At 66.4% G+C, this 25,433-nt stretch carries 24 protein-coding genes; 19 read left to right on the top strand and 5 right to left on the bottom strand.

The genetic code is table 11. The features are described 5' to 3' along the window. Positions 1–76 precede the first annotated feature (76 nt). The 11 genes from NJH59_RS16545 (at position 77) to NJH59_RS16495 (ending at position 14,437) form a co-directional block, all read left to right on the top strand. Entirely contained in the window at positions 77–1,384 is a 1,308-nt protein-coding gene (locus NJH59_RS16545; protein ID WP_043860264.1) for a nucleotide sugar dehydrogenase, read from the top strand. 154 nt (positions 1,385–1,538) lie between these two features. Beyond that, positions 1,539–3,071, top strand: a complete 1,533-nt coding sequence (locus NJH59_RS16540) for a glycosyltransferase (protein ID WP_173925053.1) — start codon at positions 1,539–1,541, stop codon at positions 3,069–3,071. A gap of 15 nt (positions 3,072–3,086) precedes the next feature. Beyond that, complete coding sequence (locus tag NJH59_RS16535; protein ID WP_054916489.1) at positions 3,087–4,256, top strand: PilZ domain-containing protein; 1,170 nt, start codon at positions 3,087–3,089, stop codon at positions 4,254–4,256. An 11-nt stretch (positions 4,257–4,267) separates the two neighbouring features. Then, the gene (locus NJH59_RS16530) at positions 4,268–5,713 is read left to right on the top strand and encodes a sel1 repeat family protein (RefSeq protein ID WP_253087031.1); all 1,446 of its coding nucleotides are present in this window, start codon (positions 4,268–4,270) and stop codon (positions 5,711–5,713) included. Beyond that, complete coding sequence (locus tag NJH59_RS16525; RefSeq protein WP_058540403.1) at positions 5,710–7,164, top strand: hypothetical protein; 1,455 nt, start codon at positions 5,710–5,712, stop codon at positions 7,162–7,164. Before NJH59_RS16530 ends, NJH59_RS16525 begins: the two co-directional genes overlap by 4 nt. Positions 7,165–7,178: 14 nt before the next feature. Next, positions 7,179–8,606, top strand: a complete 1,428-nt coding sequence (locus tag NJH59_RS16520; protein WP_043860260.1) for an MBOAT family protein — start codon at positions 7,179–7,181, stop codon at positions 8,604–8,606. Between the two features lie 9 nt (positions 8,607–8,615). Next, a complete protein-coding gene (locus NJH59_RS16515; protein ID WP_058540404.1) occupies positions 8,616–9,710 on the top strand; it encodes an alginate O-acetyltransferase in 1,095 nt (364 codons plus the stop codon). Positions 9,711–9,721: 11 nt separating this feature from the next. Beyond that, positions 9,722–10,366, top strand: a complete 645-nt coding sequence (locus tag NJH59_RS16510) for an alginate O-acetyltransferase AlgF (protein WP_043860258.1) — start codon at positions 9,722–9,724, stop codon at positions 10,364–10,366. A 38-nt stretch (positions 10,367–10,404) separates the two neighbouring features. Next, positions 10,405–11,805, top strand: a complete 1,401-nt coding sequence (locus NJH59_RS16505; RefSeq protein ID WP_058540405.1) for an alginate biosynthesis protein AlgX — start codon at positions 10,405–10,407, stop codon at positions 11,803–11,805. After that, a complete protein-coding gene (locus NJH59_RS16500) occupies positions 11,796–12,911 on the top strand; it encodes a polysaccharide lyase (RefSeq protein ID WP_043860256.1) in 1,116 nt (371 codons plus the stop codon). Before NJH59_RS16505 ends, NJH59_RS16500 begins: the two co-directional genes overlap by 10 nt. Before the next feature lie 17 nt (positions 12,912–12,928). After that, positions 12,929–14,437 (top strand): right-handed parallel beta-helix repeat-containing protein, encoded by a 1,509-nt coding sequence (locus tag NJH59_RS16495; RefSeq protein ID WP_229590240.1) that lies wholly within the window; start codon positions 12,929–12,931, stop codon positions 14,435–14,437. Here NJH59_RS16495 and NJH59_RS16490 read toward each other — a convergent pair. Together NJH59_RS16490 and NJH59_RS16485 are read right to left on the bottom strand one after the other, a co-directional pair. Further along, positions 14,427–14,858: a GNAT family N-acetyltransferase gene (locus NJH59_RS16490; protein ID WP_043860275.1), complete on the bottom strand. Its 432-nt coding sequence runs from the start codon at positions 14,856–14,858 to the stop codon at positions 14,427–14,429. The genes NJH59_RS16495 and NJH59_RS16490 overlap by 11 nt on opposite strands. A 122-nt stretch (positions 14,859–14,980) precedes the next feature. Then, a complete protein-coding gene (locus tag NJH59_RS16485; RefSeq protein WP_054916493.1) occupies positions 14,981–15,388 on the bottom strand; it encodes a DUF488 domain-containing protein in 408 nt (135 codons plus the stop codon). 138 nt (positions 15,389–15,526) lie between these two features. On the opposite strand from NJH59_RS16485, the gene NJH59_RS16480 reads away from it, so the two are divergent. Further along, positions 15,527–17,143: an inorganic phosphate transporter gene (locus NJH59_RS16480; RefSeq protein ID WP_100632490.1), complete on the top strand. Its 1,617-nt coding sequence runs from the start codon at positions 15,527–15,529 to the stop codon at positions 17,141–17,143. Positions 17,144–17,146: 3 nt separating this feature from the next. Here NJH59_RS16480 and NJH59_RS16475 read toward each other — a convergent pair whose 3' ends face one another. Together NJH59_RS16475 and NJH59_RS16470 are read right to left on the bottom strand one after the other, a co-directional pair. Continuing rightward, a complete protein-coding gene (locus NJH59_RS16475) occupies positions 17,147–17,917 on the bottom strand; it encodes an OmpA family protein (RefSeq protein WP_253087030.1) in 771 nt (256 codons plus the stop codon). An 11-nt stretch (positions 17,918–17,928) separates the two neighbouring features. Next, positions 17,929–18,324 carry a DUF4398 domain-containing protein gene (locus tag NJH59_RS16470; RefSeq protein ID WP_052504235.1) on the bottom strand — a complete coding sequence of 132 codons (396 nt, stop codon included), beginning with the start codon at positions 18,322–18,324 and terminating at the stop codon, positions 17,929–17,931. Between the two features lie 218 nt (positions 18,325–18,542). Between NJH59_RS16470 and NJH59_RS16465 the strand changes: the two genes are divergently transcribed. Beyond that, a complete protein-coding gene (locus NJH59_RS16465; protein WP_043861144.1) occupies positions 18,543–19,190 on the top strand; it encodes a TIGR04211 family SH3 domain-containing protein in 648 nt (215 codons plus the stop codon). Positions 19,191–19,248: 58 nt separating this feature from the next. Here the strand turns inward: NJH59_RS16465 and NJH59_RS16460 are convergent, their stop codons facing one another. Further along, on the bottom strand, positions 19,249–20,202 hold the full coding sequence (locus NJH59_RS16460) for a LysR family transcriptional regulator (protein ID WP_043861094.1): 954 nt from the start codon (positions 20,200–20,202) through the stop codon (positions 19,249–19,251). A gap of 78 nt (positions 20,203–20,280) precedes the next feature. Here NJH59_RS16460 and NJH59_RS16455 point away from each other — a divergent pair, with 78 nt between their 5' ends. The 6 genes from NJH59_RS16455 to NJH59_RS16430 all read left to right on the top strand — a co-directional run bounded on the left by NJH59_RS16455 (position 20,281) and on the right by NJH59_RS16430 (position 25,376). Beyond that, positions 20,281–21,333 (top strand): Gfo/Idh/MocA family oxidoreductase, encoded by a 1,053-nt coding sequence (locus NJH59_RS16455; RefSeq protein ID WP_253087029.1) that lies wholly within the window; start codon positions 20,281–20,283, stop codon positions 21,331–21,333. Positions 21,334–21,403: 70 nt separating this feature from the next. After that, on the top strand, positions 21,404–22,801 hold the full coding sequence (locus NJH59_RS16450) for an MFS transporter (protein ID WP_253087028.1): 1,398 nt from the start codon (positions 21,404–21,406) through the stop codon (positions 22,799–22,801). After that, complete coding sequence (gene aroQ, locus NJH59_RS16445; RefSeq protein ID WP_229590242.1) at positions 22,798–23,253, top strand: type II 3-dehydroquinate dehydratase; 456 nt, start codon at positions 22,798–22,800, stop codon at positions 23,251–23,253. The genes NJH59_RS16450 and aroQ overlap by 4 nt, the downstream gene beginning before the upstream one ends. Continuing rightward, on the top strand, positions 23,250–24,413 hold the full coding sequence (locus NJH59_RS16440; protein WP_123753230.1) for a Gfo/Idh/MocA family protein: 1,164 nt from the start codon (positions 23,250–23,252) through the stop codon (positions 24,411–24,413). The genes aroQ and NJH59_RS16440 overlap by 4 nt, the downstream gene beginning before the upstream one ends. A gap of 100 nt (positions 24,414–24,513) precedes the next feature. Continuing rightward, complete coding sequence (locus NJH59_RS16435; protein WP_054916498.1) at positions 24,514–24,912, top strand: ACT domain-containing protein; 399 nt, start codon at positions 24,514–24,516, stop codon at positions 24,910–24,912. A 74-nt stretch (positions 24,913–24,986) separates the two neighbouring features. Next, positions 24,987–25,376 (top strand): tautomerase family protein, encoded by a 390-nt coding sequence (locus tag NJH59_RS16430; protein ID WP_078481076.1) that lies wholly within the window; start codon positions 24,987–24,989, stop codon positions 25,374–25,376. Positions 25,377–25,433: the final 57 nt, after the last annotated feature.

The raw sequence follows: 25,433 nt of genomic DNA, 5'->3' as shown, positions 1-25,433 counted from the left end.
CAGTTTGCGCCTGCCGCCTGAACATTTATCAACTACACAAGGGTTCGCTCAGGCGAACAGTGCTAAAGGGATCTCTATGAACATCAGTATTTTCGGGCTCGGATATGTAGGTGCCGTGTGCGCCGGGTGCCTCTCGGCACGTGGCCACAATGTGGTGGGGGTGGATATCTCCCCGGCCAAGATCGACATGATCAACCAGGGCAAGTCGCCCATCGTCGAGCCGGGGCTCGAGCAGCTGTTGCAACAGGCCGTGCAGCAAGGGCGCCTGTACGGCACCACCGACGTACAACGCGCCGTGCTCGACACCGAACTGTCGCTGCTGTGCGTGGGCACGCCCAGCAAGAAGAACGGCGACCTCGACCTGGTGTACATGGAGGCCGTATGCCGCCAGATCGGCGAAGCCCTGCGTGACAAGGCTGGCCGTCACACCGTGGTGGTGCGCAGCACCGTGCTGCCAGGCACGGTCAACAACGTGGTCATCCCGCTGCTCGAGCAAGCCTCGGGCAAGAAGGCCGGCGTCGATTTCGGCGTGGCGGTCAACCCCGAGTTCCTGCGTGAAAGCACGGCCATCAAGGACTACGACTTCCCGGCCATGACCGTGATCGGCGAACTCGACACCCAGTCGGGCGACATCCTGCAATCGCTGTACGAGGGCCTGGACGCCCCGGTGATCCGCAAGTCGATCGAAGTGGCCGAGATGATCAAGTACACCTGCAACGTGTGGCACGCCACCAAGGTGAGCTTCGCCAACGAGATCGGCAACATCGCCAAGGCCTCCGGGGTGGACGGACGCGAGGTGATGGACGTGGTGTGCCAGGACCACAAGCTCAATCTGTCGCGCTACTACCTGCGCCCCGGCTTCGCCTTCGGCGGCTCGTGCCTGCCCAAGGACGTGCGCGCCCTCACCTACCGCGCCGGCCAGCTGGACGTCGAGCACCCGCTGCTGGCCTCGATCATGTCCAGCAACCGCAGCCAGGTGCAGAACGCCTTCGACCTGGTCAGCGGTTTCAACAAGCGCCGTATCGGCCTGCTGGGGCTGAGCTTCAAGGCCGGCAGCGACGACCTGCGCGAAAGCCCGCTGGTGGAGCTGGCCGAAATGCTGATCGGCAAGGGTTACGAGCTGCGCATCTTCGACGCCAACGTCGAGTATGCCCGGGTGTTCGGCGCCAACCGCGACTACATCGAGTCGAAGATCCCGCACGTGTCGTCGCTGCTGTGCAACGACCTCGACCAGGTGATCGACGGCGCCGAGATCATCGTGCTGGGCAACAACGACCCGCGTTTCGCCCAGGCCCTGGAAGGCAATGGCGACAAGCAGATCGTCGACCTGGTCGGTTTCATGCCCAACGCCAGCAACGCCACCCAGGAAGGGATCTGCTGGTAAGGCCACAGGCTCCGTCAAGAGAGCCCAAGGCGTTCGACTCCACGCGTCACCCGACTGTTTACCTGCCTGAGTGCCGCCTCCTTCGGAGCGCCGGCGAACCTCATGTGCGTGAACGGCCGGGTGCGCGCTGCCCGTACCAAGGAGAAACGGCACCATGAAACCACAGCAACAGCGGCCCGAGGGCCGACCCGGCTACCTGCAGGCAGGCGCCAGCTTCTGTGCCTGGGCCTGCCTGTTCGGCCTGGTCGCGCTGGCGTCGCAGATGATCGCGCCGCAGTACCTGGACCCCAGCCACCACACGTTCATCTTCATCATCGGTACCCTGGGCATGTGGCGCTACGGCAATGCCATCGTCCACTACATCCGCGGCATGTACTTCCTGCACTGGAAGTTCCCGCGCATCCGCAAGGCGGTCGAGCGCATGGGCGACGATGCCCTGCCCTCGCACATGTTCATGGTGGTGACCAGCTTTCGCATCCCCACCCACACCACCTTCAAGGTGTACCAGTCGGTATTCCAGGAAGTGCAGCGGCTGAACGTGCCGTGCACGGTGATCGCCTCGATCGTGGAAAAAGGCGACGAGCAGTTCATCAAGACCATCATGCGCAACGAGGTGGTCGATCGCGACGACATCAAGCTGGTGATCGTGCGCGCCCGTGGCACCGGCAAGCGTGACGGCCTGGCCCATGCCTTCCGTGCCCTGTCGCGGCAGATGCCGCTGCAGGACGCGGTGGTCGGCGTGGTCGACGGCGACACCATGATGCTGCCCGGCTGCGTCGAGCGCGCGGTCAAGCTGTTCGCCTACCTGCCCAATGTCGGTGGCCTGACCACCAACGAGTTCTGCGAGGTCGAAGGCAGCCCGCTGATGCGCCAGTGGCACTCGATGCGCTTCGTGCAGCGGCACATCAACATGTGCTCGATGGCCCTGTCGCACCGGGTGCTGACCCTGACCGGCCGGCTGTCGTTCTTTCGCGCCAGCGTGATGACCGACCCCGAATTCATCCGCGACGTGGAAGCCGACTTTCTCGAACACTGGCGCCTGGGCCGCTTCCAGTTTCTCACCGGCGACGACAAGTCTTCGTGGCTGAGCCTGATGCGCGCCGGCTGGGACACCTTCTACGTGCCCGACAGCAACACCCTGACCGTGGAGCATCCACCAGACAACAGCTTCTGGCGCGCCACCCGCCAGCTGATGTTCCGCTGGTACGGCAACTCGCTGCGCCAGAACTTTCGCGCCACCCACCTGCTGGGCCGCGCCCGCCTGGGCCTGTTCACCCTGTACGTGCTGCTCGACCAGCGCGTGTCGATGTGGACCTGCCTGATGGGCCTGACCGCCTCGGTAGTGGCCGGTGTGGTGTTCGGCATCGAGTACCTGCTGGTGTACCTGTTCTGGGTACTGCTCTCGCGCAGCCTGGTGACGGTGCTGTTCCTGTTCGCCGGTCACCCGGTCAGCCCGGTGTACCCGTTCGTTCTCTATTACAACCAGATCGTGGGCTCGCTGATGAAGGTGTACGCACTGTTCCACATGGACCAGCAGAGCTGGACCCGGCAAAAAACCACGCTAAGCAACGGCACTGTCGATTTCGACACGGCCCTGAACCGCTGGTCATCGAAGGCGATGCTGTTTTCATCCATCGCGATTTTCTTCGGTGCCATCTCGGTACTTCTCGAACTCACGCAACGTTAAGGAAAGGCGCCTGCCATGAGTAGCTCGAACATCCCAGCAGCCCCCGGCACCACTGCAGCCAACGTGGTCCACGAGGCCATCGACGAACGCCAGTACGTGCGCACCAAGCTCAATGCCCGGGTCAGGCTCAGCGCCCCCGGCCAGGCGCCCATCGACAGCACCCTGCAGGACATCTCCCTGGGCGGCCTGGGCCTGGTGCACAGCGCCCCGCTGAAGATCGGCAGCCTGTACACCGCCTCGATCCAGCTGCGCCTGAACCAGGTCGACCTGAACATCGACAGCCAGATCAAGATCGTCTCGCAGCGCGGCGCCGAAGTCGGCGCGCAGTTCGTCGACCTCGACGCCCAGAAGCGCGACATCCTGCGCTACATCATCAGCGCCTACCTGTCGGGCGAAATTGCCGACGTCAACGGCCTGTTCAACGTGATGCAGCGCGAGAACTACATCAAGGAGCGCAAGCACAAGTACGCCAGCGCACGCAATGCAGGCGATCGCCTGCGCGCCATCGGCGGCACCCTGCTGTTCACCGCCGCCGGCATCGCCGCCCTGAGCTTCGTGGCCTACAAGAGCTACTTGCTGTTCTTCCGCATTCCGGCCGTGCAGGCCCAGGTCAGTGCCGATGCGCAGATCATCAGCATGCCCGACAACGGCTACGTGAAGTTCCTGCTGCAGCCTGGGCAGAGCGAGGTCAAGGCCGGCGAGCCGCTGGCCAACATCTCCACCCAGCTGGCCACCAGCTTCACCAGCCCGGCCGACATGAAGGCGCTGGCCGACCTCGCGCCCGGCGACCTGCAGACCCTGCTGGGGCGCGCCACCATCGAGACCGTGATCAACAGCCCGTGCGACTGCCAGGTGTACTTCCCCAGCACGCCCATGAACGGCTACGGCTACAAGCAGGCGCCGCTGCTGCACCTGCTGCCCAAGGACCAGCCGCTGTACGTCAGCGCCAACGTGCCGTTCGACAAGCTGAGCGACATCAGCCGGGTCAGATCCGTGGACCTGCAGGTGTTCGGCCTGGACGAACGCTTCGGCGGCACCGTGGTGGACTCGCGGGTCGACGCACTGAACAAGAACCTCGCCCTGACCATCCGGCCGGACCGTCCGCTGCCACTGGCGGCCTACCAGAAACCGGTGGCGGTGGACCTGTACCTGGGCCTGCCGGCCTTGCCGTCGCTGTCGCGCTGAAGGGCCCCCAGATGAAACCGATGACGCCCGCCTGGCTGCTGTTCACCGCCCTCGCCTGCACCGGCCCTGCCCTTGCCGGGCAAAGCCTGGAGCAGATCCGCTACGCGCTGTACAAGGACCCGCAAGCCGATGTGAGCGCCGATTTGCGCGTGCTCGCCGAGCGCGGTGACCTGGCGTCCAAGCAGTTGCTGGGCGATGTGCTGGCCAGCAGCGACAGCGCCAACCGCCAGGAGGCGATCCGCCTGTACCAGGAAGCGTTTGCCGAGGGTCGCGGCCTGGTGCCGGCGCTGGCCTCGCTGGCCCGCCTGCTTGACCGCAGCCCCGGCCTGCGCCAGCAGCAGCGCGCCTGGGTGGCCCAGGCGCTGACCCGCTACCCGGCCACCCTGGACCCGCGCAACACCAATGCCACGCTGGAAGTGTTCCTGGCCTACCCGGACCTGGTGCCCACCGCCGAGGCCGCGCAGCTGCTGGCGCTGTACGAGCAGTCCTGCCTGCTCGACTGCCACCCCGAGCTGTACCGCGCGGTGGTCGCCGAGCGCCAGGGCGACCGCGCCGCTGCCGAGCACTGGTACCAGCAGGCGGTACGCGTCGACCCGCGTGGCGTCGACCGCTACTACGCCTTCCTCGGCGAGCGCCAGGACACCGCGTTCCCCGCCTTCGCCCGCACCCTGGAGCCCCGGATGGCGCAGTTGCCGGTGGAGATCGTGCACCGTATCGGCTCGTTGCTCGACACCATCAGCACCGTGCAGCGTGCCGACCAGCAGGCCGAGCAGGATGAACAGCTGGGCAACGCCATGGGTGCCCCAAGGCCCGCGCCCACCCCCGAACAGCAGGCCCGTGCAAAGGCCCTGGCCGATGAATGGGCGGCCGCCATGGCCGAGGTCCAGCGCTGGTTCGACAACGCCGCGCAGCGCGGTTTCGTGCCGGCGCTGGTGTCCAAGGCCAACTTCATGATCTCCAACCCCACCGAGCACAACGCCGACCAGGTACAGGCGCTGATTGCCCAGGTGCAGGCCAAGGACCCGACCCGGGCCAAGGCGCTCAATGCCTCGCTGTACATGGTCACCAACTGGCTGACCCTGGACCCGAAAAAGGCCCAGGTGCTGATCGACGAACTGATCGCCAGCAACTTTCGCGACGCGCACCTGCTGCTGGCCGACCTGTACAGCAAGGGCGGCCTCGACCAGCCCGACCAGGAGCGTGCCCTGGCGATCTACCAGGAACAGGCCGAGCGCGGCGCCACTGCCGCCTGGTACCGCATGGCCACCATCTACGCGAGCGGCCGCGCCATCTGCCACGACCCGGTCAAGGCCTACACCTACGCGCGCCTTGCCCTGGACCTGGGCGAGCGCCGCGCCCGCGGGCTGCTCAAGCGCCTGGACAAAACCCTGAAAACGGCTGACATCGAGCGCGCCATGGCGGCACGCAATGACCTGCTCAAGGAGACCACCCTGTGAAAGCGCATCCGTCCCTGTTTGGCGCCCTGCTAATGCTCGCGCCGCTGTACACCGCGTTCGCCGCCGAAGAAATCACCGGCCCCGAGGCCGACAGCAGCGAGCCGGTGCGGGTAGACGCCGACGCCAGCACGCCGGTGATCACCTCCGAATTCTTCAACAAGCTCACCGTGCAGACCGGCTACGGCCCCGAAGACTCCCAGGTGGGGCGCAGCCGCGAGAGCTTCTACAGCCTGCGCTACGAACCCTCGTTCGCCTGGTACTCGCCGGAAAAACGCTGGGCCAAGTGGATGGTCTACGGTCGCCTGTGGCTCAACTACGACTCCAGCCAGACGGCCAACAGCCAGAACGAAAGCACCAACGCCTTCGACCGCGAGCAGCCCGAAGGCTGGTACGCCGAGCTGCGCGAGCTGTACGTCAAGCGCAACCTGCTGGGCGACGACCCGCGCTTCTCGCTGTCGGCCGGACGCCAGCGCTTTGCCGACGACTACGGCATCTGGTGGGACGACAGCATCGAGTCGCTGCGTTTCGACTACAAGGACACCTTCGCCAAGGGCTTCTTCGCCGTGGCGCAGAAGTTCTACAACTACAACAGCGACGTCAACCGCCTGGCCGACAGCGAAGAACGCACCACCTACCTGATGGGCGAGTACGCCTACCGCTGGAGCGAGAACAACTGGGCCGGCACGCGCCTGATGTACGAAGACGACCACAGCGGGCACGACCCGCGTGACCGCTACGACTTCACCGGCATGCGCTACGGGCTGTTCTTCAAGGCCGACAACCTGCAGGTCAGCCCGCTGTTCAGCGACTACCACCTGGAACTGGCCGCACTCGACGGCAAGGTCGACAACACCGACGGCAACGGCCTGACCACCACCGGCCACAACGCCAGCGGCTGGGCGGCGCTGGGCGAGATCGGCAAACGCTTCGACGACCTGCCCTGGACCCCGCGCCTGGCCTTGCGCGGCGGGCTGACCGACAAGCCGAGCAACGAGAACGACGGCTTTCGTCTCAACACCATCCAGTCCGACCGCATCACCCGCCAGGGCTCCTACAGCACCCGCCTGGCCAGCTCGTTCGTCAGCCTCGACCTGCGCAACCTGAGCTACTACGGCTTTGCCGTGGAAACCCGGCCCACGCCGCGCAGCGCCCTGGATTTTCGCCTCACCGAACTCAAGCTGCGCGATGCCAGTGGCACCCTGCCGATCCGCGTCGACGGCGACCAGCGCAGCGCGCGCAACCAGGCCATCGCCCAGGGCAGCAACGGCAACGGCAAGCACGTGGGGCAGATGCTCGACCTCAACTACTACTGGAAGATGTTTCCGGTCGCCCTCGACGGCAAGCACCTGGACGTCAACACCCTGGTCAGCGCCAGCTACCTCAATGCCGGCAACGCGCTGGATACCGGTGACGACTACCAGCTGACGGTCGGCGTCGTGATCAGTTACTAAGGGCGGGCCCCGCGATGATTTTCGCCTCAAACGTGTTCCTGTTCCTCTACCTGCCGCTGTTCCTGGCGGTGTACTTCCTGGCGCGTGCGCCGTGGCGCTCCACGGTGATCGTCGCCGCCAGCTACATCTTCTATGCCTGGTGGCGCCCGGACTTCCTGCTGCTGTTCGTCGGCATCACCTACTGGAACTACTGGTTCGGCCTGCGCATCAAGGCGCGCCTGGACGCCGGCGACAAGCGCTGGGCGTTCCGCCTGCTGTGGATCGGCATCATCGGCAACCTGTCGACCCTGGGCTATTTCAAGTACGCCAACTTCGGCGCCGAGGTGCTGGGCGCACTGCTGGCGCCGCTGGGCATCAACACCTTCACCCTGGAGACGATCTTCCTGCCGCTGGGCATCTCGTTCTACGTGTTCCATGCCCTGAGCTATATCGTCGACATCTACCGCAAGGACGCCACGCCCACCAACAACTTCATCGACTTCGCCGCATTCGTCGCGCTGTTCCCGCACCTGGTGGCCGGCCCGATCCTGCGCTACAGCCAACTGGCCCCGCAGCTGCGCCAGCGTACCCACTCGCTGGAGATGTTCTCGCTGGGGGTATGCCGGTTCATGCTCGGTTTCATCATGAAGGTGCTGATCGCCGACCAGCTGGCGCCGATCAACGTGCTGTTCATCAGCGAGGGCAGCCTGCAGCTGAGCGATGCCTGGTTCGGCCTGGTGGTGTCGACCCTGCAGCTGTACTTCGACTTCGCCGGCTACAGCCACATGGCCCTGGGCCTGGCGCTGATGATGGGTTTTCGCTTCCCGGAGAACTTCAACCAGCCCTACGTCTCGCAGAGCATCACCGAGTTCTGGAGCCGCTGGCACATGACCCTGGCGCACTTTCTGCGCGACTACGTGTACATGCCGCTGGTGCGCAAGCGCATCGCCGGGGCCATGCCGGCGCTGGTGTACACCATGCTGCTGTCGGGGCTGTGGCACGGCGCAAGCTTCGCCTTCATCTGCTGGGGGCTGTTCTTCGGCCTGGGCATGGTGATCGAGCGCAAGTTCAACCTGGCCACCAAGGTCACCACGCCCTACCGCCTGGGGCGCAACCTGCGCACCGGGTTGCTGATCATCCTGAGCATGCCGCTGTTCTTCACCAACGACCTGCGCCACAGCCTGGACATCTACCAGGCGCTGTTCGGCTTCAACGGCCTGGGCTCGCTGGAGCTCTACGTGCTGGGCGCCTCGAAGATGGCCATGTCGTTCGTGGCGGTGGCGCTGTGCTGGCTGATCCTGGCCGGCAGCAACAACGTGCGCTACTACGCCGGCAACAAGCAGCACTTCTTCATGGCCCATGTCGGCGGGCTCAAGGCCGTGCTGCTGTGGGCCGGCTTCGCGCTGGCGCTGAGCAGCCTGGCTGCGCACTCGTTCTCCCCCTTCCTCTACTTCCAGTTCTAGGAGACTGTCATGTACCCGGTGATGAACTCGGCAAGCAAGGTCAACGGCATTCTGTTCTGCCTGGTGCTGGCGGGGATGTTCGTCTACTCCCTGCCGCCGGTTTTCAGTTTCGCGAAAAACCAGAGTGACGCCTGGAACCTGTTCGTCGACGGCAAGCTGCTGCGCAAGTTCGAGCAGGCCTACGACAAGCGCTTCTTCCTGCGCGAGCCCTCGGTGCAGCTGTGGGCCGACGCGCAGTACCTGCTGTTCAGGGAGGGCACCAAGGGCGTGGTACTGGGCAAGGACGGCTGGCTCTATACCTCCCAGGAATACCGTGTGCCCAATGACCTGGAGGCCAACCTGCAAGGCCAGCTGGCACAGATCGACGCCGTGCAGGCGCAACTGGCGCAGCACGGCAAGCGCCTGGTGCTGCTGCCGTTGCCGATGAAGCTGGACATCTATGCCGCGCATGCAGAGCACCCGTTCGATCCGCGGGCCATCAGCCTGTACGACCGCTTCGTGGCGCAGCTGCAGGCACGCAACGTCACGGTGACGCCGCTGCGCTCGGCGTTTCTGGACAACCTCGGCGGCCCACCGCTGTTTCTCAAGTCCGACACCCACTGGAGCCCCGATGGCGCACGCCTGGCCGCCTTCGAACTGGCGCGCCAGCACCCGGAGCTGCTGGGCCAGGAGCGCTATGTGTCGCACCAGATCGCGCAAAAGACCGTCAAGGGCGACCTGATGAACTACATCCAGTTCGACCAGAGCCGGCTGATGCCGGACTTTGGCGCCAACCAGATCGCCGTGTACGAAACCCTGAAGGCCGAACAGAGCAGCGATGAGCTGTTCGCCGACCAGGCCCAAAGCCTGCTGCTGGTAGGTACCAGCTACAGCAAGATCGACGACTGGAACTTCGTCGGTTTTCTCAAGGAAGCCCTCAACCGTGACCTGCTGAGCATTGCCGTGGAGGCCCGCGGGCCGTTCGAGGCAATGAACCAGTTTCTGGCCAGCGATGAGCTGGGCAACCCTGACATCGACACCGTGGTCTGGGAATTCCCGCTGCGCACCCTGCTGGCCCATCGGGTCAGCGGCCAGCGTCAGATGAACCAGACCCAACACTTCTAAGGAGATACACCATGACCCGTTCGCCACGCCAACTGCTCGCCGCCACCGCCCTGCTGCTGGTCAGCACCGCCAGCCTCGCCAACGACGGCAATGCCGACCTCTACGACGCCGTGGCCCCGGCCGACTCGGCCTTCGTGCGCGTGCTCAACCTGAGCGATCGCAGCATCGACGTGACCCTGAGCGGCAAGGTCAACCCACAGAAGGTCGCCCCCGGCCAGCTCAGCGGCTACCGCTTCACCCCTGCCGGCAGCCACAAGATCGCGGTCGACAAGCAGGCCATCGAGCCGCAGCTCAAGGCCAACGCCGCCAGCACCGTGGTGTATGACGGCAAGGGCCTGACCCTGATCGCTGACAAATACGTCAACGAACCGAAAAAGGCCCAGATCGCCTTCTACAACCTGACCCCCGCGCAGGCCGCCCTCAAGACCTCCGACGGCAAGACCTCGGTCATCGACCCACTGGGCAAGGACCAGACCGGCAGCCGCCTGGTCAACGAAATCAAGATCGGCTTCGCCGCCTATGTCGATCAGCGCAACGTCGCCCAGTTCGACGACCTGTTCCTCAAGAAAGGCCGCTCGTACAGCTACGTGCTGCTGCCCGCCGCCAATGGCTACAAGAGCATCAGCGTGGCCAACAGCATCGACCCCACGCTGTAACCGCAGGCTGGCCTTGAACACAGGATGATGAACCGCGCATGAAGATCCTTACCTCCCTCGGCCTGATGGCCGTACTCGCTGCCGCCAGCCAGGCCGGCCAGGCCGCCGAGGCGCCCAGCACCGGCTGCACCAGCCTTGAGTGCATGGTCTGCCCGGCCCTGAGCGATCCGCAGAAATACGCCGAAGGGCGGATGAAACTGATGCGCGAGATCGTCCCGGGCAAGGACCGCTGGCTGTTCCGTTCGGCCGTCGACCTGACCAACGACTTCGGCATCCCCGCGCCCATGCGCCCGGAGTTCGCGCGCCTGATGGCCGCGTTCCGCCAGCAGGGTATCCACGTGGCCATGGCCGTGCAGCCCACCCGTGGGCTGATGCACCGCGACAAGCTCTACCCCGGGCAGTTGCACGGGTTCGACTTCGAGCGCGCCAGCAACAACCTGGCCAGCTACCTGCAGCAGCTGCGCAGCGGCGGCGCGGTGGTGCCCGACCTGATGCAACTGGTGCGCACCCCGCCGGCGGGCGAGTACTTCTTTCGCCGCGACCACCACTGGACCCCCAGCGGTGCCGAGGCCACCGCACGCCTGGTGGCCGATGAGGTGCGCCGCCAGCCGTTCTATGCCGACCTGACCAAGAAACACTACCGCACCGAGCCCGGCGTGATGGTACCCAAGGACGGCACCATGAACCTGGCGATGAGCAGCATCTGCGGCAACAACTACGGCTTCCAGTACGTGCGCGGCTACCAGACCATCCCGGTGGCCGACGATGCCGACGCACTGTTCGACGAAGCCCCCGACCCGCAGGTGATCCTGGTGGGCGACAGTAACGCCGCAGCCCGTGAGGACGAGAGCAAGCAGTTCAACTTCGACGGCTATCTCAAGCAGTACCTGGATGTCGACATCCTCAACTACGCCCTGCCCGGCGTTGGCCAGGACGGCTCGCTGCTCGAATACCTGCTGTCCGAGAACTACAAGCCCGACGCACCGCCCAGACTGATCATCTGGGAGCTGCCGGCCAACTACCAGCTGGAGTCCGACCAGATGTACCGCCAGCTGATTCCGGCGGTCAAGGGCGGTTGCAGCACCTCCACACCGGTGCTGGGCAACCGCCTGCAGCGCCCTGCGCTGCGCGTCAACGACCGCATCGAACTGCTGAGCAACGCCGGCGAAAGCCGCAAGGCACTGGGCAGCGGCCAGGGCTTTCTGGACATCCGCATCAGCGACAAGAACGTCAAGGACTTCTACGTGATCGTGTATTACGACAACGGTGCCCGCGACAAGGTGTGGTTTCGCCGCGAGGCGGCCGTCAGCGGTGGCCAGTACTACCTGGAGCTGAGCAAGGCCAAGGAGTTCGCCGGGGCCAACCTGCTCTCGGTGTTCCTCGAACCGACCAAGCCGAGCCAGGCCGCCACCCAGGTGGAAACCCGTCTATGCCTCTGAAGCCCTGGCTGGTCGCCACCCTGGGCCTGTGCGCCGGGTTGCAGCTGGGCAGCAGCCTGGCCGCGCAATCGATCTGGCCGGCGCGGGCCACCGCCCAGTCGGCGATGATCGCCGACTACCGCACCCTGCAGTGCAGCAAACAGCCGCCGCCACCGTACACCGCCAGCCTGCGCATGCAGAGCAAGTACGACCAGCGCGATGCCAGCAAGTCGACCCTGCGCAGCCGCCCCGATGCCGACACCGAGGCGGCGAGCAAGCAGGTCAAGCAGTTCATCGCCGGGCTGATCTTCGCCAGCAAGCGCTTCCAGCGCGCCAAGACCCCGCAGCAGGCCAACATGGCCCTGGCCTGCCAGGACCAGTGGCTGGAGCACTGGGCGCAGGCCGGTGCCCTGCTCAACCCGGATGCCAGCAGCACCGGCATGGCGGCGCGCAAGTGGGCGGTGGCGGCCATGGCCTCGACGCTGCTGCTGACCCAGGCCGCCAGCAACGGCCAGGTGCAGCTGTCGCCGGCCCAGACGCGCTGGTTCGAACAGCTCGGCGAACTGATCATCCGCGAGTACCAGCCACGCCAGGCCGCCAGCTTCACCTGGTTCAACAACCACGACTACTGGGCCGCCTGGGCCGTGGCCGCCAGCGGCATGCTGGTGCAGCGCGACGACTTCATCCGCTGGGCCGACGGCAATCTGCGTCGCGGCCTGCAGCAGGCGGTGCGCAGCGGGGACGGCAGCTATGCCTACCTGCCACTGGAAGTGGCGCGTGCCCGGCTTGCCGCCACCTACAGCCAGTACGCGCTGGTGCCGCTGGTGCTGCTGGCCGAGTCGGCGCGGGCCAATGGCCTGCCCTGGAGCGAACACGACCAGCAGACCCTGGAGCTGCTGGGCAACTTCGCCGCACGCACGGTGCTCGACCCCGGCCCGCTGCCCGAACTGATGGGCCAGGCCCAGACCGAGGTAGCCCCCTACAAGCTGGCCTGGCTGATCCCGTTCCTGTACCGCGCGCCCAACAACCGCCTGGCCCGCCAGCTGTACGAAAGCGAGGACGGCAACGTCGACAACTACAGTCAGATCGGCGGCCCGCTCAAGCCCTTCTACCCCCCTTTGCCGTAACCCAAGGACGAATCGCCATGGCCCAGCCTGCCCGCATTTTCCGCTTTACCCGACTGGCCGGCCTGCTGCTGGCCGGCCTCGCCGGCGTGGCCCACGCCGCCCCCCAGGGCCTGCCGATGCAGCAGGCACTGCGCGTGGTCAGCCCCAACGACTACCAGGCGCAGGTGCAACAGGTGCAGGCCAGCACCCGCGAAGCGGTGAGCTTCACCCTGCAGGAACGCCCGCGCCCCGGCGGGCGTGCCACTGTCAGCCTGCAACCGATGTTCTCGGCCCAGGGCGGCAGCTGGCCGTTCGAGCCGTTCGTCAACAACGGCCTGTTCCGCGCCGTGGCCGGCTACCAGGCGCACCACCCGCAGGCGGTGCTGATCCAGGGTGGCAGCATCACCCTGGCGCAGTTGGCCGACACCCTGAACAACCCGCAGGTACTCAAGCGCTACAAGGACGGCTACCTGCTCAGCTACCCGCTGATGATCGCCGCCGATGGCGGGCTGGTGCTGGAGGGCACCAGCCTGTACCTCTACAGCTATTCGGGCACGGCCCTGATCAACCAGGGCTGGCTGGGCCTGAACCAGTCACGCCTGGAAAGCGTGGCCGGCGACAAGGCCGGCAACACCGAGCGCGCCTGGCGCCCGTTCGTGGTGGCCTGGGCCGGCAGCCATACCCAGCTGATCGGCGCCACCCTCAACCGCCTGGGCTACAACGCCAACCTGTCGCGGGGCCTGACCACTGCCCTGAGCAGCCAGCAATCGCCGGCCACCCGGCCGGCCAGCGTGCTGATACGCGACAGCCAGTTCAGCGAGCTGTCGGCGGTGGAGCTGCAGCACAGCCGTGGGGTGATCGAGGGCAGCCGCTTCGAAAGTGCCCAGCAGTATGGCGTGGACGTGCGCGACAGCCAGATGCGCATGGCGCACAACCAGATTCGCGGGGTCGACAACAACAGCGGCATCCGCCTGCGCGGGCAGACGCGCGCCTGGCTCGACGACAACCTGATCCTGGGCACGCACAAGGCCGCCATCGAGGTCAGCGACCAGCAAGGCGCCCTGCTGCTGAGCGGCAACCGCATCGGCGCCAGCCGCGGCAACGGCGTGCTGCTGCGCAACCTCAAGGGGGAGATGCCGGTGCTGATCGAAGGCAACTTCATCGGCAACAGCCAGGGCAGCGCGGTGGACGCCAGCGACGTGGCTGGCGCGGTCATGCTGGAAAACCACATCGGCAACACCCCCGAGTACGCCATCAGCCTGCGCAACACCCAGCCACTGGCCGGGCCGCTGATTCTGGGCGGCAACACCCTGGGCCGGGTGGGCAAGGCGGTGGTTCGGGTGGAAGGCATGGACCAGGTGCTGCTGGGCAGCAACCGTTTCGAGGGCAAGCCATTGCTGCAGAACCTGCTGATCGGCGACCTGCTGCCGGTGCAGGGCCCGTTGCTCGACGCCACCGTGCGCCAGGGCTGCGTGGTGCAGGTACGCCGGGTGGCCGCCGGTAACCCGCAGCCGGGGCTGACCTGCGTGCAGAGTGCTAGCCGATAACCCGCTGCATGCGCACGAAGCATTCGTCCTCACCCTGCGCGACGAAGCCGTGGCGCAGGTACAGGGCCTGGGCCGGATTGCTCTTGAACACGGTCAGGCGCAGCAGCGGCAGATGGCGCCTGCCGGCCCATTCGGCCAGTTGCTCCAGCACCCAGCCGCCGATGCCCTTGCCGCGGGCGGCCTCGACCAGGTGCAGTTCGCGGATGTACAGCGCACGGCTGTCCTGGCTGAGGCTGCAGAAGCCCAGGGGCTGTTCGGCGTCGACAATCAGCCATTGCTCGCGCCAGCCCCAGGCCTGGTCGAAGGCTTCTTCCAGCCAGAGCAGGTCGAATTCGCGGTAGTACGCCAGCATGGCGCGGCGCGTGAGGTCGCGGGCGAAGGTTCGGTGCAGGTCGGTGGCGGGGGTCAGGGTTGGGGTCATTTGGGTGCCCGTCAGGGGATTTTCGGCGCGGCCATCGCAGGTCAAGCCCGCTGCCACAGGTAAGGCGGGGGCCTTGTGGGAGCGGGCTTGACCCGCGATGGCCGTAACGCAGATTCAGAGAGTCACACTTTAGGCCCCAGCTCATCGGCATAGCAAACCGGCGAACTCCCGGGCCCCTGGCGATCCAGCTCATCCTCCAGCCACTGGGCCAGCACCCGCGCATTGTTGTGCTGTTCATCCTTGAACGCATACACCAGGGTCAGGGTGCCGCCACGGGCCTTGTCCAGCAGCCCCCACCAATGCTGCGGCCTGTCGGCCAGCTCCTGGCGATACCGCTGGCAGAACCCGTCGTAGTCCACCTCACCGCGGTGAAAGGCCTGGCGCAAGGCCGACGACGGCGCCACCTCCGGTAGCCAGGCACTCAGGTGCAACTGATCCTTGCGCCGGTTGCGCGGCCACATCCGATCCACCAGCACCCGCTCGCCATCCTGCGGCGCAGGCGCCTCATAGGCCCGTTTGCACTGAATCATCGGCACGTTCCTCCCACTGCCTGGGTATAAGCGTAGCTGGGCAACCCGCGTTTTTGTTGATCGAAGTCACTATGCCATCACTCAGGGTTTTTATCCTTGATGCGCCAGGCACGACTTCCACCCTACCGGACCCGTCTAATGACAACCCCGATCAGCACCACCCTTGACTCCGCGGGTGGCCGCCCCTCCCTTGCACAACTGGCCACCCGCCCCGGCCGCGCCTCCGTCACCCTGTTCGTCTGCCTGTTGCTGGGGGGCCTGGTGTACACCGCCTGGAGCCTGTTCCGCGACATCGATGCCGCCGGTACCGTGGTCACCACCTGGACGCCCTTCCTGCTGCTGGGCCTGGCATTGCTGATTGCCCTGGGTTTCGAATTCGTCAACGGTTTCCACGACACCGCCAACGCCGTGGCCACCGTGATCTACACCAACTCGCTGCCGGCGCAATTCGCCGTGGTGTGGTCGGGGTGCTGGAATTTCATCGGGGTGCTGCTGTCCAGCGGCGCGGTGGCCTTCGGCATCATTGCCCTGCTGCCGGTGGAGCTGATCCTGCAGGTGGGTTCGGCCACCGGCTTTGCCATGGTCTTCGCCCTGCTGCTGGCCGCGATCATCTGGAACCTGGGCACCTGGTGGCTGGGGCTGCCGGCCTCCTCCTCGCACACCCTGATCGGCTCGATCATCGGCGTGGGCGTGGCCAATGCGCTGATGAACGGGCGCGACGGCACCAGCGGCGTGGACTGGACCCAGGCCAGCAAGGTGGGCTACGCGCTGCTGTTCTCGCCCCTGGTGGGCTTTGCCTGTGCGGCGCTGCTGCTGGTGGGCCTGCGCATGCTGGTCAAGCGCCGCGAGCTGTACCAGGCGCCGGTCGGCGACGCCCCGCCGCCCTGGTGGATTCGCGGCCTGCTGATCGCCACCTGCACCGGGGTGTCGTTCGCCCACGGCTCCAACGACGGGCAGAAGGGCATGGGCCTGATCATGCTGATTCTGGTGGGTACCCTGCCGATGGCCTACGCGCTGAACCGCACCATGCCGGCCGACCAGTCGCTGCAGTTTGCCGCCGTGGCCCAGGCCACCCAGCAGCAGTTGCTCGGCCAGTCGGCGCAGCCTCATGTCGGCGACCCGCGCGCCACCCTCACCCTGTACCTGCGCGAGCGGCAACCGAGCCCCGAGCTGGTACCGGCCCTGGCGGCACTGGCCGGCCTGATCGGCGAGGAAGTCGCAGGCTACGGCTCGCTGACCCACGTACCGGCCGAGGCCATGGCCAACGTGCGCAACGACATGTACCTGACCAGCGAAGCCATCCGCCTGATGCAAAAGCACCAGCACGGCGGGCTCGACGCGGCCGCCACCGCGCAGGTGCAGCTGTTCAAGAGCCGCATCGACGACGCCACCCGGTTCATTCCGTTGTGGGTCAAGGTGGCGGTGGCGATTGCCCTTGGGCTGGGCACGATGGTCGGCTGGCGGCGCATCGTGGTCACGGTGGGCGAAAAGATCGGCAAGACCCACCTCACCTACGCCCAGGGGGCTTCGGCGGAGCTGGTGGCGATGTGCACCATCGGTGCGGCGGACATGTACGGGCTGCCGGTGTCGACCACCCACGTACTGTCGTCCGGGGTGGCCGGCACCATGGTGGCCAACGGTTCGGGCCTGCAGTTGCGCACCATCGCCAACCTGGCGATGGCCTGGGTACTGACCCTGCCCGCAGCGATCATGCTGTCGGGCGGGCTGTACTGGCTGCTGACCCGGCTGCTGTAGGCCTCAGCGCTGGCCGACGGCAGCATTGCCGTGGGAGATGATCACTTCGACGCGGCGGTTGAGCTGACGCGACTGCGCGTCGGCGTTGGAGGCCACCGGGTACTCCTTGCCATAGCCGGCACTGATGATGCGCCCGGCATCCACCCCGTTTCGGCGCAGGGCGTTGGTCACAGCCGCTGCGCGACGCTCTGACAGCTGCTGGTTGAGGCTGTCGCTGCCGGTCGAGTCGGTGAAGCCCTCGACCCGCACCTTGCGCTCCGGGTTGGCACGCAGGTACTCGGCCAGCTGGTCGATGTTGCGCTGGCTGCCAGCCTTGAGTTCGGCACGCCCGGTGTCGAACAGTACATCGCCGAAGGTCACCACGGTGCCACGCTCGGTCTGTTTGGCCTTGAGCTGCTGCAGGGCCTTGAGCTGCGCGGTACGCACGTCCAGGCGGGCCTGGGTGCGCTGCGCCTCGATACCCTGCAGGCCGGCTTCGGCCTGGCGCAGGGCAATGGTCTGCTCGGCGACGGCAATCTTCTGGTTGGCCAGATAGGCCAGTTGCTCGATCTGCGGGGCCTTGCGGTCCTTGATCGAAGCCAGCTCGGCCTTGCCCAGGGCATTGAATGCATCCTTGGTTTCCAGTGCCGCCAGGCGGCTGGACTCCGGCTTGCTCTGCAGCACGCTGAAGTGCTCGCGGGCTTGCAGCAGGCCAGGGTTTTCGGCGGTAGTGCTGCAACCGACGAGCAACAGGCCCATCACGGAAACGGCAGGCAACAGGTATTTGACGGACATGACGGGCATCCTTACGGCGTGATCGTGGGGGTGATGGCGTCGGGCGACTGGAGCATTTCCTGCTTCAGCACTTCAATGCCCTGCTGCGCGCTGCGCAGTTGCTGCTGGGCCTTGGCGGCACGCGCCTTGCGCTCGGCCAGGTTGGCATCGGCCTCGGCCTGCTCGGCCAGGGTGCGGGCCGCGACAAGGTTCCGTTCGCCCAGGGCGCGCTCGACGGCGTACAGCTTGTCCTGGGCGGCCTTCATTTCGGCTGGCGCGTACTGGGTGGCGTCGGCGGTCACGGCGCGGCTGACCGCGTTGCGGGTCAGTTCGACCTGCTCGGTGGGCACGGGCACGCCGGCACAACCGGCCAGCACCATCAGCAGGCTGCTGGCGGCCAGGTAGTTCGTGGTGCGTTTAGCAACCATTGAAAGACTCCATAACATGAGAAAGACAGACCGTTGTTCAAGCCGCGTAAGACTATTCCCGGTCATGCCCCGCCCCTATCAGGGGGCATCCTGCTGTCAGGTAGGAAACTTCTCCGGCATTGCCACGACTCGTGCCTGCCCTTCGTCAGTGCGCAGTGAACCTGACGGGCAAAAAATGGTCTGTGGGTTTCATTTTTTCCGTTTTCAAGAAGATCACCATGCCCCCATCTTTTCAGCTTCGCGCACGGCGCTCTCTTATCCCCGGCCTGCTCGGCAGCCTGGTCATCCTGTGTGGCCCGGCCCACGCCGAGGAAGGCAGCGGCAATGAACGCTGGGTCAGCGACAGCCTCAGCACCTACGTGCGCAGCGGCCCTACCGACGGGCACCGGATCGTCGGCAACCTCAAATCCGGCCAGAAGGTCACCCTGCTGACCAGCCAGGGCAACTACAGCCAGGTACGTGGCGAGTCGGGCGATACCGTGTGGATCAACAGCAGCGACCTGCAGACGGTGCCCGGCCAGGCCGAGCGCGTGCCGCAACTGAGCGAACAGGTGACCCAGTTGAGCGAGCAGCTCAAGACCATCGACGACAGCTGGAAGACCCGGGTGCAGGGCATGCAGGAGACACTGGATTCACGCAAGGCGCTGATCGACGAACTGGAGGCGCGCAGCACCGCGCTCAATGCCGAGCTGGGCGATGCGCAATCGCAACTGCGCGCTACCCAGGCGCAGCTGGGCGACGAGAACAAGCAGGTGCTGATGCGCTACATGGTGTACGGCGGCGGCATTGCCGGGGCCGGCTTGCTGGCGGGGCTGATCCTGCCGATGCTCAGCCGCGGGCGCAAGCGCAGCGACCGCTGGTTCTGAGGCCCCGGCCTTCGCCCGCAGGGTGCAGGCGCCAGCCTTGCTGGCGAAGGCCGTCCCACTATTGCCCCGCCCTTCCCCCAGCCAGCGCATAGGGCCCCTGCGCCAGTTGCTCACGCAGAAACGCCACGCAACTGCGCACCTTGGCCGAACTTGACGAGCGCACCGCCGTCACCGCCCAGATGTCCGCCGGCTGGTGATACCCCGGCAGCACCTGCACCAGCGCCCCGCTGGTCAGGCTGGCCGCCACGTCCCAGCGCGATGCCATGATGATGCCGTGCCCGTCATGGGCCCACTGGCGCACGATGTCGCTGTGGTTGGAGGCCATCGGCCCGGTCACCTTCACCGTTTCGGCGCCATTGGGCCCCACCAGGCGCCATACCCCGAAACGGTCGTCGCGGCTGCGAAACAGCAGGCAGTCATGCTGCGCCAGGTCGGCCGGCACCCGCGGCTGGCCGCGCCGCGCCAGGTAGTCCGGGGCGGCCGCCAGCACCCGCGAGCTGCTGGCGATGCGGTGCGCGATCAGGTGTTTTTCCTGCACCTCGCCCACCCGCACATCGATATCGAAGTTGTCGGCAATCAGGTCCACGCGCCGGTCCAGCAGCTCCACCCACACCTCCAGCGCCGGGTACTGGCGCCGCAGCAGCGACAGGATCGGCGCCACGTGCTCGCGCCCCAGGCGCAGGCTGGTGCACACGCGCAAGGTGCCTTGCGGCTCGCGCTGCCCGCCGGACAACGCATCGAACATCGCGCCCACGTCCTCGAGGATCTTCTGCGCCCACACGAACGTCGCCTCGCCATCGCTGGTGATGTTGACCCGCCGAGTGGTGCGGTTGAACAGCTTGACCCCGAGCATCGTCTCCAGGGTGGCGATGCGCTTGCTCACATGCGCCGGCGACAGCCCGGTCTCGGTGGCTGCCGCGATGAAGCTGGAGCGCCGCGCCACCTCGCAGAACAACTGAAGGTCACGCAGCAACGGCTCATTATTCGCTATCAGCGCATTCTGATTCTTCATCTGGCCCGATTATCTCCTGGCGCTTTTTTATTAGCCTCTCACAAACGCGCTTCGACCCAGAACAAGAAAGTGAGAACCATGACTGCATTACGCCTTGCCGTGGCCGGGGCCGGCCTGATCGGCCGCCGCCATATCGAACTGATCCAGGCCAGCGCCGAGTGCCAGCTGGCCGCCATCGTCGACCCCTCGCCCGCCGCCACCGAACTGGCCAACGCCTGCGGCGTACCGTTGTACCCGGGGCTGGCCGAACTGTTCGGCGCGCAGCGCCCGGACGGGGTGATCCTGGCCACGCCCAACCACCTGCATGTCGACGGCGCACTGGCCTGCGTGGAGCACGGCATACCGGCACTGATCGAAAAGCCGGTGGCGCATACCCTGGAAGACGGCAAGCGCCTGCTGGCCATCGCCGAGCAGCGTGACGCACGCCTGCTGGTGGGCCACCACCGCGCCCACAGTGCGATCCTGCACAAGGCCCGTGAAGTGATTGCCGAAGGGGTACTGGGCAACCTGGTGGCGGTGATGGGCAGCGCTCTGTTCTACAAGCCCGACGATTACTTCGACGCCGCCCCCTGGCGTCGCGAGGCCGGCGGCGGCCCGGTGCTGATCAACCTGATCCACGAGATCGGCAACCTGCGTTCGCTGTGCGGCGAGATCGTCGCGGTGCAGGCCCAGGCGTCCAACGCCACCCGCGGCTTTGCCGTGGAAGACAGCATCGCCATCAGCCTGCGCTTTGCCAGCGGCGCGCTGGGCACCTTCATGCTCTCCGACACCGCCGCCTGCGCGCGCAGCTGGGAGCAGACCGCCCGCGAGAACCTCGACTACCCAAGCTACGCCGACGAGGACTGCTACGTACTGGCCGGCACCCAGGGCTCGCTGTCGATACCGACCATGCGCCTCAAGTACTACGCCCGCGACGAACAGCGCTCGTGGTGGCGGCCGTTCCAGTGCGTCACCGCCAGCCTCGACGAGGCCGACCCGCTGGCCCGCCAGCTGGCGCACTTTTGCCAGGTGATCCGTGGCCAGGCCCGGCCGCTGGTGAGCGTGCGCGACGGCCTGCGCAACCTGCAGGTCATTGACGCCATTGGCCAAGCCGCCCGCTGCGGCCACACGGTAATGATCGACAGCCTCTGAACATCGGTGCCCCGGCCCTGCGCCGGGACGCCTGCGTGCCCCCAATAAAAACAACAAACGGAGAATTGCGATGGCCACACATGACGCCGCGCACAGTGCGCGCCAAACCCGCAAAGCCACCGCCAGCGGTTGGGTCGGCTCCGCGCTGGAGTACTACGACTTCTTCATCTATGCCCAGGCCGCGGCGCTGATCTTCCCGCAGATCTTCTTCCCCAGCACCGACCCCAAGCTGGCCATCTTCGCCTCCCTGGCCACCTATGGCGTGGGCTACCTGGCGCGCCCGGTCGGGGCCTTCGTGCTCGGCCACTGGGGCGACACCCGCGGGCGCAAGAACGTGTTGCTGCTGTGCATGTTTCTGATGGGCATCGCGACCATGGCCGTGGGCCTGCTGCCGACCTTCGAGCAGATCGGCTACTGGGCGCCGGCGCTGCTGGTGGTGCTGCGCCTGGTGCAGGGCTTTGCGGTGGCCGGCGAGATCGCCGGGGCCAGCTCGATGATTCTCGAACACGCACCGCCCGGGCGCCGCGGCTTCTTTGCCAGCTTCACCCTGCAGGGCGTACAGGCCGGCCAGGTGATGGCAGCGGCGGTGTTCCTGCCGCTGGCGTACTTCATGCCCAGCGACGCCTTCAACAGCTGGGGCTGGCGCATCCCGTTCCTGCTCAGCGCCGCGGTGCTGATCGCCGCCTACATCATTCGCCGCGAGGTCAAGGAGCCCGAGGCCTTCAAGGTGGCCGCCAAGCAGACCGCGCGCTCGCCGATCCGCGATGCCTTCACCTACAGCTGGCGCGGCATGCTGGTGGTGTTCGGCGTGTCGCTGATGAACGTGATCCCGGTGGTGACCACCATCTTCGGCGCCGCCTACGCGGTGCAGCCGGCCTATGGCGTGGGCTTCGACAAGAGCGTGTACCTGTGGATTCCGGTGGTGGGCAACATCGTCGCGGTGCTGGTGATCCCGTTTGTGGGCAACCTCTCCGACCGCATCGGCCGGCGCCCGCTGATCATCGGCAGCGCATTGGGCTGCGGGCTGATGTCGTTCGTCTACCTGTATGCCATCAGCCTGCACAACCTGCCGCTGGCGTTCGGCGCCTCGCTGCTGATGTGGGGCATGGTCTACCAGGGCTACAACGCGATCTTCCCAAGCTTCTTCCCCGAACAGTTCCAGACTCACTACCGCGTGTCGGCCATGGCCATCGCGCAGAACGTCGGCTACATGATCACCGCCCTGCTTCCGGCGCTGTTCACCGCCGTGGCCCCGCCCGGCTCGGACAACGTGCCGCTGCTGATCGGCGCCATCACCTGCGCGGTCACCGCCATTTCGGCCGTGGCTGCCTGGAGCGCTCCGGAAACCTACCGCACGCCCCTCGACCAGCTCGGCAAGCCGGACGCCGTGGCCCTCGACAAACCCGTGTATGACGCGCTGCGGGCCAAGGCCCTGCGCACCACCCCTGCTACGGAAACCGCCCAATGAAGACCCTGCTCGTGCTCAATGGCCCCAACCTCAACATGCTCGGCCTGCGCCAGCCCGAGGTGTACGGCCGCGAAACCCTGGCCGATGTGCAGGCGCTGTGCCACAGCGCCGGCCAACACCTGGACCTGGACATCGAGTTCCACCAGACCAACCACGAGGGCCAGATGATCGACTGGATTCACCAGGCCCGTGGCCGCGTGGCCGGCATCGTGATCAACCCCGGTGCCTGGACCCATACCTCGGTGGCGATCCACGACGCGCTGATCGCCGCCGAGGTGCCGGTGATCGAGGTGCACATTTCCAACGTGCACAAGCGTGAAGCCTTCCGCCACCACTCCTATGTGTCGCTGGTGGCCCAGGCGGTACTGGCCGGGTTCGGCACCCATGGCTACGTGCTGGCCATCAACCACTTCGCCCACCTGCAGCGCACCGCGCAAGGAGCCGCGCAATGAAAACCGTAGCCAACCCCAGCCAGCGCCTGCGCCTGGGCTTTGTCGGTGGCGGCCTGGAGTCGTCGATCGGCGCCACCCACCGCTACGCCGCGCAACTGGACGGGCACTTCGAACTGGTGGCCGGGGTCTTCGCCCGCGACCCGGCACGCAACCGCGCCGCTGCCCAGGCCTACGGCGTAGCGCCGGAGCGGGTGTACCCGGACTTCCAGCGCATGGCCGTGGCCGAAGCCGCGCGCGCCGATGGCGTGCAGGCGGTGGCGATCATGGCGCCCAACGCGGTGCACGTGCCGGCCAGCCTGGCGTTTCTCGACCAGGGCATCGACGTGATCTGCGACAAGCCGCTGGCCTCGAGCCTGGCCCAGGCGCAGCAACTGCTTGAACGCGCACGCAAGGGCCCGGCGCTGCACCTGCTGACCCACAACTACAGTGGCTACCCATTGGTGCGCGAAGCCCGCGAGCTGATCGCGCGCGGCGCCATCGGCGAGGTGCGCCTGGTGCAGGTGGAACACGCCAGCGCCTTCGGCACCCACCCGCTGGAGCAGCAAGGGGTCAAGGCGCTGGCCTGGCGCACCGACCCGGCCCAGGCCGGGGCCTCATCGGTGCTGGCGGATGTGGGCGTGCATGCCCACCAGTTGCTGCGCTTTGTCACCGGGCAGGAGGTCAGCGAAGTGTCGGCCGAGCTGAGCACCCTGGTGCCGGGGCGCCAGTCGGACGACAACGCACACGTGAAGCTGCGCCTGCAGAATGGCGCGCGCGGCATGCTGTGGGCCAGCTTCGTGGCGGCCGGGCACCGGCATGGCCTGCAGTTGCGCGTGTTCGGCTCCACCGGATCGCTGTACTGGCATCAAGAGGAACCCGACCGGCTGGAGCTGCGTCATCAGGACCAGCCGCACCAGATCCTGCGCCGTGGCGAGGCCTGGCTGAGCGAGTCGGCCAGGTTGTCGACGCGAATCAAGGCGGGCCAGCCGGAGGGGCTGCTGGAGGCGTTCGCCAACATCTACAGCGAGGCGGCCGAGCGGATCATGGCGCGCCGCGAGCACCGTGCGCCGAGCGCGCAGTCGCTGCTGTGCCCGACGGCCGAGGATGGGGTACGCGGCATGCGCTTCATTGATGCCTGCGTGCGCTCGGATGCGGCGGATGGGCGCTGGACGCAGGCCTGAACGCCAGAAGCTGCACTTATGCAGGCCCAGCAGAATTGATTTTGCTGATCAACAATCGGCTGCCAGACTGGCGGCCGATTTCTTTTGCAGGGGCACGATCATGTCGGGTGAAACAAGTCTGGCCGCGCTGTTGCGCAGCATGCGGCCGCAGTTGAATGAAGGCAGCTACGTGTTCTGCACGCTGGCCGACTGGTCGGGGCTGCAGCCTGACGAGGTGATCGGCAGCTTTCGCGAGCAGGAGGGGCTGACGGTGATCGTGTCGCGTGGGCGGGCCGAGGCGCTGAAACTGCCTTTCAGCTACGAGGCCGCGTGGATCACCCTGACGGTGCATTCGTCGCTGGAGGCGGTGGGCCTGACCGCGGCGTTCGCCACGGCGCTGGGCCAGGCCGGCATCAGCTGCAACGTGGTGGCCGCGTTCTACCATGACCATATCTTTGTCGCGCAGGCCGATGCGCAGCGGGCGATGGCGGTGCTGGAAGGGTTGGCGGCGGGGGCCTGATGATAGCGGGGGCCTTGCCGGCGCCAGGGCCATCGGCCACGATGCACCTCCCCCGCCCCACACGGAACGTCAGCATGGCCCAGATCAAGATCTATGGATTGCGCACCACCCTCGACCAGCACCGCCCTGCCCTTGCCGAAGCCATCCATGGCGCGGTGATGAGCGCCCTGCAGTACCCGCCGGAAAAACGCTTCCAGCGCTACCTGGCCCTGGACCCCGCCGACTTCCTCTACCCCGACGACCGCAGCGAACACTACCTGATCATCGAGATCAGCCTGTTCGAAGGCCGCTCCAGCGCCGCAAGGAAAGACCTCATCCGCCAACTGTTCCAGCGCATCGGCGAGCACACCGGCATCGGCGCCCAGGACATCGAGATCACCCTGTTCGAGACCCCCCGCGAAAACTGGGGCATACGCGGCCTGCCCGGCGACGAGCTGGGCCTGAACTACACCGTGGAGGTCTGAACACACGCGCCGACCGGTAGCAGCAGCCGTGCATTCTTCTGCTTAACTGGAAGAACC

It is taken from the genome of Pseudomonas sp. VE 267-6A, from assembly GCF_024126555.1.
In the GTDB taxonomy this organism is placed as follows: Bacteria; Pseudomonadota; Gammaproteobacteria; order Pseudomonadales; family Pseudomonadaceae; genus Aquipseudomonas; species Aquipseudomonas palmensis.
Note: the sequence above shows the minus strand (reverse complement) of the source record. Positions and strands in the feature narration are given on the sequence as shown.

What these genes read in the sequence shown, in the direction of transcription:
- NJH59_RS16500 (WP_043860256.1), top strand. Translation starts at nt 11,796, where the DNA reads ATGCCTCTGAAGCCCTGGCTGGTCGCCACCCTGGGCCTGTGCGCCGGG.
- NJH59_RS16470 (WP_052504235.1), bottom strand. Translation starts at nt 18,324, where the DNA reads ATGGTTGCTAAACGCACCACGAACTACCTGGCCGCCAGCAGCCTGCTG.
- NJH59_RS16465 (WP_043861144.1), top strand. Translation starts at nt 18,543, where the DNA reads ATGCCCCCATCTTTTCAGCTTCGCGCACGGCGCTCTCTTATCCCCGGC.
- NJH59_RS16545 (WP_043860264.1), top strand. Translation starts at nt 77, where the DNA reads ATGAACATCAGTATTTTCGGGCTCGGATATGTAGGTGCCGTGTGCGCC.
- NJH59_RS16440 (WP_123753230.1), top strand. Translation starts at nt 23,250, where the DNA reads ATGAAAACCGTAGCCAACCCCAGCCAGCGCCTGCGCCTGGGCTTTGTC.
- NJH59_RS16515 (WP_058540404.1), top strand. Translation starts at nt 8,616, where the DNA reads ATGTACCCGGTGATGAACTCGGCAAGCAAGGTCAACGGCATTCTGTTC.
- NJH59_RS16510 (WP_043860258.1), top strand. Translation starts at nt 9,722, where the DNA reads ATGACCCGTTCGCCACGCCAACTGCTCGCCGCCACCGCCCTGCTGCTG.
- NJH59_RS16485 (WP_054916493.1), bottom strand. Translation starts at nt 15,388, where the DNA reads ATGATTCAGTGCAAACGGGCCTATGAGGCGCCTGCGCCGCAGGATGGC.
- NJH59_RS16490 (WP_043860275.1), bottom strand. Translation starts at nt 14,858, where the DNA reads ATGACCCCAACCCTGACCCCCGCCACCGACCTGCACCGAACCTTCGCC.
- NJH59_RS16430 (WP_078481076.1), top strand. Translation starts at nt 24,987, where the DNA reads ATGGCCCAGATCAAGATCTATGGATTGCGCACCACCCTCGACCAGCAC.
- NJH59_RS16475 (WP_253087030.1), bottom strand. Translation starts at nt 17,917, where the DNA reads ATGTCCGTCAAATACCTGTTGCCTGCCGTTTCCGTGATGGGCCTGTTG.
- NJH59_RS16455 (WP_253087029.1), top strand. Translation starts at nt 20,281, where the DNA reads ATGACTGCATTACGCCTTGCCGTGGCCGGGGCCGGCCTGATCGGCCGC.
- NJH59_RS16450 (WP_253087028.1), top strand. Translation starts at nt 21,404, where the DNA reads ATGGCCACACATGACGCCGCGCACAGTGCGCGCCAAACCCGCAAAGCC.
- NJH59_RS16535 (WP_054916489.1), top strand. Translation starts at nt 3,087, where the DNA reads ATGAGTAGCTCGAACATCCCAGCAGCCCCCGGCACCACTGCAGCCAAC.
- NJH59_RS16520 (WP_043860260.1), top strand. Translation starts at nt 7,179, where the DNA reads ATGATTTTCGCCTCAAACGTGTTCCTGTTCCTCTACCTGCCGCTGTTC.
- NJH59_RS16435 (WP_054916498.1), top strand. Translation starts at nt 24,514, where the DNA reads ATGTCGGGTGAAACAAGTCTGGCCGCGCTGTTGCGCAGCATGCGGCCG.
- aroQ (WP_229590242.1), top strand. Translation starts at nt 22,798, where the DNA reads ATGAAGACCCTGCTCGTGCTCAATGGCCCCAACCTCAACATGCTCGGC.
- NJH59_RS16505 (WP_058540405.1), top strand. Translation starts at nt 10,405, where the DNA reads ATGAAGATCCTTACCTCCCTCGGCCTGATGGCCGTACTCGCTGCCGCC.
- NJH59_RS16495 (WP_229590240.1), top strand. Translation starts at nt 12,929, where the DNA reads ATGGCCCAGCCTGCCCGCATTTTCCGCTTTACCCGACTGGCCGGCCTG.
- NJH59_RS16540 (WP_173925053.1), top strand. Translation starts at nt 1,539, where the DNA reads ATGAAACCACAGCAACAGCGGCCCGAGGGCCGACCCGGCTACCTGCAG.
- NJH59_RS16530 (WP_253087031.1), top strand. Translation starts at nt 4,268, where the DNA reads ATGAAACCGATGACGCCCGCCTGGCTGCTGTTCACCGCCCTCGCCTGC.
- NJH59_RS16480 (WP_100632490.1), top strand. Translation starts at nt 15,527, where the DNA reads ATGACAACCCCGATCAGCACCACCCTTGACTCCGCGGGTGGCCGCCCC.
- NJH59_RS16460 (WP_043861094.1), bottom strand. Translation starts at nt 20,202, where the DNA reads ATGAAGAATCAGAATGCGCTGATAGCGAATAATGAGCCGTTGCTGCGT.